Annotated in this window: 4 protein-coding genes; 3 read left to right on the top strand and 1 reads right to left on the bottom strand. The window is 44.1% G+C overall.

Annotated elements, in window-relative coordinates:
• Nucleotides 1-127: 127 nt before the first annotated feature.
• The gene (locus FKQ60_RS05095) at nucleotides 128-2,209 is read right to left on the bottom strand and encodes a TonB-dependent receptor (RefSeq protein WP_158137120.1); all 2,082 of its coding nucleotides are present in this window, start codon (nucleotides 2,207-2,209) and stop codon (nucleotides 128-130) included.
• Between the two features lie 180 nt (nucleotides 2,210-2,389).
• Between FKQ60_RS05095 and fes the strand changes: the two genes are divergently transcribed.
• From fes to FKQ60_RS05080, 3 genes are all read left to right on the top strand, one after another.
• On the top strand, nucleotides 2,390-3,718 hold the full coding sequence (gene fes, locus FKQ60_RS05090; protein ID WP_161438307.1) for an enterochelin esterase: 1,329 nt from the start codon (nucleotides 2,390-2,392) through the stop codon (nucleotides 3,716-3,718).
• 2 nt (nucleotides 3,719-3,720) lie between these two features.
• Nucleotides 3,721-3,915, top strand: a complete 195-nt coding sequence (locus FKQ60_RS05085; protein WP_040905268.1) for an MbtH family protein — start codon at nucleotides 3,721-3,723, stop codon at nucleotides 3,913-3,915.
• A 67-nt stretch (nucleotides 3,916-3,982) separates the two neighbouring features.
• Nucleotides 3,983-12,451 (top strand): non-ribosomal peptide synthetase, encoded by an 8,469-nt coding sequence (locus tag FKQ60_RS05080; RefSeq protein WP_170906127.1) that lies wholly within the window; start codon nucleotides 3,983-3,985, stop codon nucleotides 12,449-12,451.
• Nucleotides 12,452-12,469 lie beyond the last annotated feature (18 nt).

The raw sequence follows: 12,469 nt of genomic DNA, 5'->3' as shown, positions 1-12,469 counted from the left end.
ACCTTGCTAGAGCAAAAGATAAACGACGACAGAGCTCACTTGCTGCCGACCAACTACTTAAATAATAAACGTCCGATAATTATCGGACGTTTATGTGTTGGTTTTGCAAGGTAATCAATAGCGTCTTTTAGAATTTATAGTCAGCGATGATACCGAATGTGCGTGGTCCGCCAACTTCGATCAGGTCATTCTTGTGACGTAACACATAATCCTCGTTGGTCGCATTTTTAACATAAGCACGAACGGTTAAGTTATTTATGTTGTAACCAGCATTGACGTTAAGCACCGTGTAGTCACCAGCTGAAGTACTTTCAGTGTTGGCTAAGTTAGTATAATAGTCTGAAACATAGTTAACTCTTGCGCCAAAGAATAAGCCTGAGTCAAAGTTTTGTGTAAAGCCTAAGCCTGCAGAAAGGTCAGGGGCATAGCTAAACTCTTTGCCAGTGAGATCGACGGTTGTTCCGCTAGGCCCTTGGGTGACTTCTGTTTTCAGTAAGCCAACAAAGGCAAAAACATCTAACCCAGAATCAAACCAGTACGTCGTTTCAACTTCAGCACCATAAGTTTTACCTTTAGGGATATTCGCTACGTAATTATCGAATCGGCTACCGCTGTCTCCATAGACGACGGTATGGTAATTACGGTAATCGTTGTAAAAGATATTTGCCGTTAAACCAAGCCGGTTCTCTAGGAAAGTGGAACGTGAACTGAGTTCGTAGGTCCAGACTTTTTCTGGTTTAAATACAAAGAGATTCTCTTGGCCTTCGTTGTAGCCTATACCACCTGCATTGTAGCCTTTACGAGCGGTTAAACCTAAGTTCCAAGTATCAGAGGCCTCGTAAGTTAAGCCAACTTTAGGTAGCAAGATACCGTTGTTTTCTTTTTCTTTGAAGTCGAGAGGCAACCTTGCATGGTCAAAATCACGATCAAGCTTGTCATGCTCGTAGCGAGCACCCAGTAACAGTCCCCATTGAGAGGCAATCTTGATTTTGGAATCAAAGTAAATGGAATGGGTTTGGACTTTATCAAGACGTTTTAGTGAATCTGTTTGTGTGTTTTGATCTTTAAAATAACTGCTGAGCCCGAAAATCGCATTATATTTTTCGTCTAAAGAATTATAAGCCAGTTTAGCTTCTACAGTATAATTCTCCTCGTCCACATCACCCCACCAATCCGTTGAAGGATAGGCTTTAAACTTGGTTGAGTAATCTCGCCTTGCCAGTAGGAAATCGGCTTTAAGTTCTTCATTGATGAGATAACCGACATCAAGATTAACGTTCCAGCTTTTAGTTTCTTGACGACGAGTACCGCTGGCATCGGTGTATTCCAACTTACCACCATCTTTATCGACAAGGTTTGTATATTGGCCTTCTTCATTACGGCTGGCGACCGTGAGTTTCGCGGTGAGTTTATCGGTTCCAAAAGGTTGAAATAGCAGTTTACCACGGACGTTATGAGACTTTATTTCTGAAGGATCCCAAGGGTATTGATCATTGTTTGGTAATGAATAATCGATCGGCGTATTGCCCGTTGTCCCTTCAGCGGCAATACGGAAGGCAAGTTTATCTTCGACGATTGGGGCAGAGACAACACCAGCTAAGTGGTATTTGTTGTCCTCATTTTCGTAGCCAACTCGGAACTTACTTTCTGTGTAAAACGTGGGGTCTTGGGTTTTGATGACTACGGCACCACCGATACTGTTACGCCCTTGATTCGTTGATTGAGGGCCTTTGTATACTTCGACCTGCTCTGTATCCCACAGCCCAGCCTTACCGAAAGCCTCACCTGTCCAAGATTCAGATACTCCATCAACAGTGGTATTCACCCGAGGTGTGGCTCCGGTCATGAATGAGATGAATCCATCTCCAGCGCCACCTCGTCCATCAACGCCACGAATGTGTGGCATTCCTGATGGGGCGTTAAGCACGTTAGGGACTCTATCCAGTAAATCGTAGTAAGTTCGGTCTTCGCCATTATCCGCTTCTGCAGTAAAAATAGTCACCGAACTGGTATTCTGCGCCAGCGTGCCGCCCAACTTTTCACCAAGAACAACAATCGTTTCTGAGGCTCGAACATTATTCGCTTCTTGCTGTTCTTGAGCGTAAACGACCGAACTGGCGCTGCCTAGGCAAATCAGGCCAATCATCGTAGAAAGAGTACTCCTTGTATAGCGAGGGGTATTGCCACTGTTTAAGTCCATAAGCTTCATATTAAGAAATCCTTTAAAAATAGGGAAAATGTTTGATGTTGTAACCGTTTTTATGTAAAAGATTATTGCGGATGGTTATGTTAATGATAATTGTTAGTATTTGCAATTATTGATGGTGTGAATTTATTCCGCTGGCTTGTTTTTTATGAATAAGAGAGTGGTTGATGAATAGGAATAGTCATGTTGTTTGAAGAACCCAATGCACACAGCAACCCAAATCTTCATCAGGTTTGTCGATGGCTTTCTCGCGATGGTTGCAATATTGGCGATAACAGGTGGTGGCAACAAATGGCGTTTGAAGGGATGCCGATAGTGATGAATGCTGAGGATGAATACGCTGATGTGATCTTTATTTGGCGAGAACCGAGAGGTTCAGATATCCGAGAAGTGTACATTGATATTAATGGTGTCACTGACCATCACAGTTTTACTATGGCCAAGCTTTCTCAGATAGAAGGTACGGACGTGTGGTTTTATATCGCTTCTATTAAGCACACTTGGCGCGGTGGTTATTCTTTTATTCCAGTCCCTCATCAACTATGTCAGCCAAGTTATGTTGGCAGTTATCAAGAGAAAAGGGCTCAGCACCGTGAATGGTTAAAAAAACTATTTCCGTTGAGTTGTCGTGATGAGCTTGGCAGAAACCGATTGGATCATTGCCTGTGGGGAGTGAGCAAAACACCGCTGCATATGCCTAATGCTCCGTCGCAAATCTATTGGCAAATTTTTGATCAGAATGGCGGTAACCGTACCATTAAGTCGAGTTTCTCCCTCAACTGGCAGAGTAGGATACTGAATAACAGCCGCAGTGTATGGCTGTATTCCACCACACGCGATACGCAGAAAACATTGCCTGTCGTTTTTATTCTTGATGGCCGTTTTTGGTCTGAATCGCTACCGATATACGACGCATTGTCATGTGCGACTCAGCAAGGCGTATTACCAGAAGCCCTATATGTGTTGATTGATGAAGTGGATGGCCACCAGCGAAGTGAAGAACTCAGTTGTAATCCGCTGTTTTGGCAAGCACTGATACAAGAACTATTCCCTTTAATTTCGGGTTATTTCACCATTAGTCAAGACCCCGAGCAAACCGTGGTCGTCGGTCAGAGTCTCGGTGGTTTGGCTGCTATGTTCGCTGCATTGAATTGGCCTGAGCGTTTTGGATCGGTCGTGTGTCAGTCTGGATCATTTTGGTGGCCAGATTTTTCTCTGGTTAAACCGCCTAGTGACTATGTACCACCTGAGTCACCGCATCTTCTTAGTGACATGAGCCGACAGATACATCAAGGGTTGGGGCGTCACTGCTGTTTGAACATTTTTATCGAAGTAGGAAGTGGCGAAGACATCATGGTCGATCTTAGCTTAGATCTATACCACCAACTCGCTGCTCAACGGCACAATCTTCAATACCGAGTCTTTGATGGCGGGCATGAACGTCTATGTTGGCGTGGTGGCATCATCGATGGACTCTCTTACCTTTTTTCATTACCGCCGAAACGGAGTTAGACATGTCTGAACAATACGTTAATCCTTTTGATAATACTGAAAATCAGTTCACCGTCTTGATTAATCATCATGGTCAATACAGCCTGTGGCCTGAATTTAAGCCTACGCCATCAGGCTGGAAAAGTACTTTTGGTCCATCCAGTAAACAACGCTGCATCGAATATATCGAAGCTAACTGGCATGACATCCGAGTATAAACCGCTCTTCAGTACAGTAAAAAATCACTAAAAAAGACAAGTGATTATCATTTTAAGGAATGGATGAATGAAAGAACATCAAGTACCAGAAGAACGGTATCCTCTTATTGGTACTCAGCAGGGTATTTGGTTTGGGCAGCAACTGATGTTAAGACCCGAAGAATTTAACGTAGCCCATTACATCGAGCTTGATGGAGATATTGATTTAGAATGCTTTAGCCAAGCTGTTAATAGCGGTATTTTTGCCGCTGATTCACTGCATTTTCACTATTTCGATATTGATGGGGAAATTAAGCAGGGGATTATCGAGCCTAAGCAAGCTCAAAACGTTTTGGAGATTATGGATTTCTCTCAAGCGGCTTCTGTTGATGAATCGGCTCTTGAATGGATGAAAGAGGATCTCGCTACTCCGATCAATTTACAAGAGGCAAAACCAAGGTATCGACATTGCTTAATTCATGTGGGTGATAACAGCAAAACCAAGTGGCTATGGTATCAACGTTATCATCATATTGATGTTGATGGATTTAGCATTAACGCCATCACTGATTATATTGTTAGCGAGTATAATCGGTTAGTTGCGGGGACCGCTGGGCCAACCCCATTTACTCCTTTCAAAGCGGTTATCGATGAGCATCAGCACTTTCATCAATCTGAACAATATCAAGCGGCTCGTCATTTTTGGCAACAACAGGCACGTCAATTACCGGAAGCTCTCAGTTTAGTGACCGGAGGTAGACAAAGCTCGGCGAATATCGTTGAGAAATTCAACATTGAATTGGAGGGTGGCGATTGGCTTAATCGCGGAGGTAATAAAATTCTACCTTCAGAGCTTGCGATGGCATTGGTATTTGCTTACCTACACTTAGTCTCTGGAGAGCAACATATTGGTGTGGGCTTCCCATTTATGCGTCGAATGGGTAGCTGCGCTGCGAGCTCATCAGGGGCCGTCGTCAATATTCTGCCGTTGACAGTAAACGTCGATCCTACAATGTCACTGTTTGATGTTGCTAGGTCGATGAATAAAGTTATCCGCCAAGCTCGTTGTTATCAAATGTACGATGCCGAACAAATTCAACGAGATTTAGGGAAAGTTGGGCAAGTTTTGTATGGACCAATTCTTAATTACAAACCTTTTGAAGAAGACATACATTTGGCAGGAATAAAAGGCCGGACGCACATCCTTTCAGCCGGCCCCATTGATGATATTGAGTTTTCTCCTCAGCTAAATAATAACCAACTGAGCTTAACGTTGACCGGGAATGCTGCGAAGTACTCTCAACAGTCACTGGCATTGCATGCGCATCGTTTCGCTTATATGGTCGAACAGATAGCCCGTAATCCAGATACCGCTTTGCATACACTGGATATTATACCGGCGAATGAACGAACGAATATTGCTCGATGGTCTACAGGAAAGACGTTGAATGAAAAACCTCAAGTTCAGACAGTGTTAGCCGTATTTGATCAGCAGGTTAAATTGAAACCTAATGTCGAGGCACTAAAATTTGCTCAGCAGAGTTGGAGCTTTATTCAGCTAGACAGAGCTGTCGAAAATAAAGCCCAGCAGATCAAGGGATTGGGCGCTCGCAAAGGTGATATCATTGGTGTCGCCATTCCTCGTAATGCTGACACGATTATCACTATGTTGGCTATCCTACGAGTAGGGGCAGTCTACCTTCCTATTGATTTAGCGTATCCCCAGGAACGTATCGAAACCATTTTAGAACAAGCCCAGCCATGGGGAGTGATGGTGGAAAACCCTGAGCTCTTGCCGTGGAATCACCTTACCCGTTGTATCTCTTTGACTGATTTGGACAGCCTAGCTGTTACTGAGCGTGTCAAGGTTGATATTGATCCTTCAGATGTCGCTTATATTGTATTTACCTCTGGCTCGACGGGTAAACCGAAAGGGGTGATGAACACTCATGGTGCGTTGCTAAACTTATTACATTCACATCAGCATTCCATTTTTGCTCGTACCATTCGATGTCTTGCAGAGAAATATCAATGTGCTGAGAATGATGTGCAAGTGAGAGCTGCGCATACGACATCATTCTCATTTGATGCCTCTTGGGAGCAAGTGTTCTGGATGCTCTGTGGTCATTCACTGTATCTGTATGATGATGAACAACGCAAAGATGCCTATGAATTAACTGAAAAAGTCAAAAAAGATCATATTGATGCATTAGATCTTCCCCCTCTATTATTGGGTCAAATGCTTGATAACCAATTGATGGAAGCTGAGCATATCCCTTCACTAGTGTTAATCGGGAGTGAAGCTGTGCCAGAGAAACTCTGGTCGAGAGTGAAAGCTTATCCGCAATTGTTGGTGGAAAACTTCTACGGTCCCACCGAGTTTACCGTTGATGCCGTGAGTGCATCACTCAATGTCGATGACACCCCCGTTATTGGTCGCCCAATACTCAACGCTCAAGCTTATGTGTTAGACAAGCAATTAAATGCGGTTGCTGTTGGTGTGGTTGGTGAGTTGTATCTTGCTGGGGCGGGGTTGGCAAAAGGGTATTTAAATCAAGCAGGAATGACAGCAGAACGGTTCATCGCTAATCCCTTTGTACATGGTCAAATCATGTATAGAACCGGTGATTTAGTGAAATGGCGTGATAATGGTCAGTTGGACTTTGTTGGCCGTAGTGACGATCAGGTCAAAATTCGTGGTTTCCGTATCGAGCTTGCTGACGTGGAAAGCATAATCAGTGCTATTGATGGCGTTGAAACAAGCGTGGTGGTTGCAGAACGTTATGGAGAGTCTCACCGACTGATTGCGTATTGTACATTGGTCAATCCGGATCGGTCTGAGCTGAATGAATCTCTTTTATTGGCCCATATTTCCGCCTCTGCGCCAGAATACATGGTGCCTGCCGCCTTAGTTATCATCGATAAATTTCCTCTTAATGTGAACGGTAAAATTGACCGAAAGTCACTACCTAAACCTGTGATTATGTCTAGCCATGGGAGCGTGGCTCCGACTACCCATGAAGAGCAAGTCTTATGCGATGCGATTGCTGAACTACTGGGAATAGCAAAGGTTGGAACGTCGGACGATTTCTTTGCTCTCGGAGGAGATAGTATTTCTGCGATGGGCCTAGGAACATTATTACGGAAAGTGGGTTATGAGCTCCGTCCTAAAGAAGTATTTGTGGCACGTCAGTTAGGCGTGATGGCAACGTTGATGAAACCGCTTAGTATTGGTCGTCAAGGAAAACTCAATCAGGATGGGGAAATTCAGCCTCTACCAATGTGGCGCTGGTTTGAAGAAACCTTTGCTGAAAACACGAGTTATGTTCAAGGTGTGTTTGTCGAGATTGAACCCGATGTGATGCTAGTCCATCTTCAAGCTGGATTGAAACAATTGGTCGCTAACTATTCTGCCTGTCGCTTGATGAAACGAAATCAAGGTTACCGTATTGAGCCAGTGGAGAAGGTAAATACCGATTCTTGGTTAACAACGAGTCGAGTTGAAGATCTGGAATACGTTGATCTTGATGAAATGTTTGAACAATTTGGTCAAATGTTAGCGCCAAACAGAAATATGCTCCAACTGATCCATGTTGTTGATAGAGCAGGACGAAGTGGATTAATGATCCTTGCCCATCACTTGATCATTGATGGGGTTTCTTGGCGAATTTTATTGCCGCAGTTAAAAATGTTAGTTCGCGCGCAAGTCAATGGAAGCAAGCCTGAGCTTAACTTTGAGGTTACTGGACTGAATACTTGGTCGCAAGCGCTCTACCAACACTTACCACAGTTGATGAAGCAAGCGAAAGGTTGGATTGAGCAGGAGTCTTGCTTTATTGAGCCGTTAAAACCGTCAACGGCAAAGGGTCGTATTATTCATCATCGGGCATTGTTACCGACAGAGCTAACACAAAATGTTATTCGCTATTGCCAAGAATCCCGAGTGCTCGACATTGATGAGATATTGATTGCAGCGGTGACATCTGCACTAGGTAAGTGTTATCAAAAAGAAGCGATTAAGCTGAATTTAGAATCTCATGGTCGTGAAGAGTTTGATGCTGCACTGAACCTTACGCAAACCATAGGCTGGTTTACTACTGAATTTCCACTCGTCGTTGTTCTACCTAAAGACGGCGACCTTGTCGAGTTACTCAAACAGGTAAAACAATCTAAGCGGTGCATCAAGGATAAAGGCTTAGGTTATATGTCTTTGAGATATTTAGATAACGTATATCGTGATGAGATTGCAGAATTATCTAAGCGTAATCAAGCATCGTTATTGTTTAATTACTTAGGACGTTTTGAGCAGGAACAGGGTAACTGGACTCCCATTCGTCGACAGGGTAAGTTTGCCGATACATTAGCGGTCTCTTTAAATAGCGATAACGCTCTGTTACATCCGTTAGAACTCAATGTTTTTGTCGATGAGAGTGACCAAGAGGCCAAATTTGCTCTTAATTGGACTTGGGATGAAGCGCAATTCAGTCATGATGAGATTCGCGTTATTGGCGACCATATAACTCAGCAACTTGAAGCGATTTTGGATTGGTTTAGTGCGCAACAAGAGCCACAAGCGATCCTTCGGGTTCCAGCTGAATTTACTGAAGATGATGTCTCACTCAACGATGCAGAAAGGTTAGCCCATCGCTTTGGCCCATTTAGCGATATTCTTCCCGCTTTACCGCTGCAAGAGGGCTTATTGTTTCAATCACAACTGGGAGATGAGAAAAGTAACTACAACTCAACGACCCGATTAAGCTTCAACGGTACAATAGTACCGCAGCGAGTTCAGCAAGCGCTGAATGCCGTGATCATGCGTCATCGGCAATTACTGACTAAATTCGACAGTTCGATTTTAGGAAGAACCGTTCAATTGCTTCCTCAAGCGATGGCTTATTGGCCATTGAAGTGTATCGATATTCGTAAAGAGAGTCGTCAATATCAACAGGCGTATCTTGAGAAAGTGGAAAAGAAAGAACTCGTTCGTCAATTTGATCTCAATAACCCCAATGAATCATTACTGGGTGCGACGTTAATCCATCATGGTAACGATCACAGCTCTTTATTTATTTCTGCTCATCACCTCGTTGTTGATGGTTGGTCAACCCCTATTTTATTGGCTGATTTCCTTACCGCCTATGGCCAAGACAATCAAAGTCTGCCACAGATATCCTCTCAATATGCAGATGTCGTCAATCAACTTAAACTGCGGGATAAAGCCCCCGCTCAAGCACTTTGGCAACAGGTACTGAAGGACGTGACACCAACGATTGCCTTCGAAGATATCCCCGTTGAGGATAGTGTAAAAGAGGGTGAGTTGATCATTTGTGCAGAGCAAACCCAGCAATTAACCCAATGCTTAAGTCGTTATGGTTTGACGATCAATTCATTGGTACAAGGGATTTGGTCATGTATTTTGGGGAGCATGACAGGTCGAGAAGATATCGTATTTGGTACGCCAATCTCTGGTCGATTTGGGCATATAAAGGGCATTGATGAGCACATTGGTTTGTTCAGCAATACAATTCCCGTGCGTATGAAACTGAATCCTAAACAGAGCTTGTTGCAACAATTACAAGCTCATCAGAACACTCAAATTCAGCTTCTTGAGCATGATGAACTGGGTTTGAGTGAACTCCAGCAGTTGGCGGGGGGCGAAACATTATTTGATACCTTATTAGTGGTGGAAAATTACCCTGATCATTCTGATTGGTACCAACGAGATTATCAGGGAGCGAAACTTACCCACATTCACAACCGAGGCTATACCCACTACCCATTGACTATCTTGGTTCTCCCTGGTGAGCAAATCCATATTCTATTTGAGTATCGTGACACTATTGGTATTGCACAGCAAGTCATGCAGCGTTTTGAGAGAGTACTACAAACCATTATTGATGAGCCCGATATTCCCTTGTCACAACTGGATTTACGGTTAGAGGAAGAAACCGTCCTTCAGCAGCGTATTAACCGGACGGAAACTGAAGTTCGTCATAGTACATTAGGCATGCTCATGACCGAGCAGGCAGAGCGCACACCGGATCATGTTGCCTTGGTCGATAATGAATATAGTTTCAGCTATCGAGAGATGCGTGAACACGTCATTGCTATCACTAACTTATTGGTTAATCAGGGTATTAATATCGGTGATATCGTTGCCGTTGCGCTACCAAGAAGCGTTAAACTCAGTCTTGCTCTTAACAGTATAATCGAATCTGGAGCCGCTTATCTTCCGTTAGATGTCAGTTACCCCGATGATAGATTGGCTTATATGATCAGCGATGCTAAGCCGAAACTGATCATCACCACCTCTGATTATAGCGAGCGTTTTAGCGATCTTGGTGAGCTTTTTATCTTAGATGAACTACCACAAGCCACACCATATAGCGATGTAACGAGACAGCAAGCATTACGCCCAGAACATGGCGCGTACATTATTTATACCTCAGGTTCTACAGGTAATCCAAAAGGAGTGCTGGTTTCTCATCAAGCGATCATTAACCGTTTGCAATGGATGCAGCACGAATATCAACTCAATCACAAAGACGTTGTACTACAGAAAACACCTTGTAGCTTCGATGTTTCCGTATGGGAATTCTTCTGGCCATTGATTCAGGGGGCAACCTTAGTTATGGCTCCACCAGAATCGCATAAAGATCCAGAATGGCTTATGTCGATTATTGAAGATTATCAAGTCACGACGATGCACTTTGTTCCTTCAATGCTTGCTGCGTTTATCGCGTCGGTAGCAGCGAACTCGGATAAAGATCGCAACGTCGCCCCAAGTTTACAGCGCGTATTTTGTTCGGGTGAGGCGTTATCTAAGGATTTATCGACGGCCTATGCCAAGTGGATTAACGCACCGTTACATAATCTGTACGGCCCGACGGAAGCCGCTGTTGATGTGACCTATTGTCCAGCGTTTGGTGAATCACTGGACGAGAGTTTTGGCAATAGCGTACCGATTGGCTTGCCAGTTTGGAATACGCAGTTGTATGTCTTAGATAGCTTTCTGCGAGAAACACCTCTCGGTGTTCCTGGTGAGTTGTATCTTGCTGGAGAACAACTGGCGATTGGTTATCTTAATCGACATTCACTTACCGCCGATAGATTTATAGCCAATCCGTTTACTCATGGAGAGCGCATGTATCGGACGGGGGATATCGTCCGTTGGTTACCGTCAGGGAAAATAGAATATTTGGGAAGAAGTGATGAGCAGCTAAAAATCCGAGGTCAGCGAATTGAACTCGGTGAGATCGAAGTCGCCCTTCAGTCTTTGCCAAGTGTTAAGCAAGCCTTGGTCTGTGCCAAATTCTTCGGCTTAGAAAAAAGTATGGCAGGAGCCGATGAGCGTCAATTGGTTGGTTACGTGATTCTCAATGAAGATGTCCATATCGAGGGTGAAGCGCTTAAAGCTGCTTTGGCAGATTACCTTCCTGCTCATATGGTGCCCATCGCAATCATTATCATGGAGGCATTTCCTCTCAGCGCTAATGGTAAGTTAGATCGTAAGGCGCTGCCTTTACCTAGCGATATACTGATAGGGGAAGGCCGTAAAGCGCGTCCTGGCTTAGAAACCCAACTAGTAGGTATTTTTGCTGATGTGTTAGGCATTGACTCGCTGTCTGCTGAAGATGATTTTTTCTCGTTAGGCGGCCACTCTTTAATGGCTATGAAGCTAGCAGCAGACATTCGACGAGTCTTAAATGTCCCAGTTACTGTCGGTCAAATCATGGTCAATTCTACGGTGGAAAAACTGGCGTTATTACTGCTTGATGATAAGGCTCGTAATGATCCAACCTTGGCAGGGTTTGGAGACGCACTTCCTATCCGTGCAGGTCATGGGCCTGCTTTATTTTGCATCAACTCAGCATCGGGTTTTGCTTGGCAATACACAGGATTACCGAAGTATTTACAAGGACATTATCCTATTGTTGGTCTCCAATCTCCACGCCCTTCTGGGGCCATGGCGGTGGGAGCAGACATGCAAGAAGCTTGTGATATTTACCTGAAAGCCCTAAAGGCGATACAGCCTCATGGACCCTATCATCTATTGGGCTATTCATTTGGCGGCAATGTGGCACATAGCTTAGCTGCTCAGCTTCAGCAGCAAGGTGAAGAGGTGGCCTTTCTTTGTCTTTTCGATACTTATCCACCCGAAGGGCAGGATTGGGAAGGGCCAATGAATGAAGAGGTGCAGGATGAAATCCAACGAGAGAAAGAGCGATTTCTTACCACCAATGATGTAACAGATGATGAACTTGATCAGCAAAGAGCCAAGATGTTTGAGGACATCACCGCCAACTATGAGGATGCGGTTCGGTTGCTGTCTGGGGCTCAATCATTAAAGTATCAGGGGAGAGTGGAGTTATTTGTCGCTCAAAGAACGCTACCCCAAGGCTATGATATTGATCAGCACTGGCAGCCATTCATAACAGGGCTAGAAAAGTATTACTTTGATTGCTCTCATGAAGACATTATTACATCCGAACATGTTGGAAAAATCGGTGAGCAACTTAACCAACTGTTATCCGAGAAAAAGACGCTCAAAGCATAAGGAAAAACCGGCATACGC

Source organism: Vibrio sp. A11, assembly GCF_013048705.1.
GTDB classification, from domain to species: domain Bacteria; phylum Pseudomonadota; class Gammaproteobacteria; order Enterobacterales; family Vibrionaceae; genus Vibrio; species Vibrio metschnikovii.
This window is presented reverse-complemented; position numbering and strand designations above follow the sequence as displayed.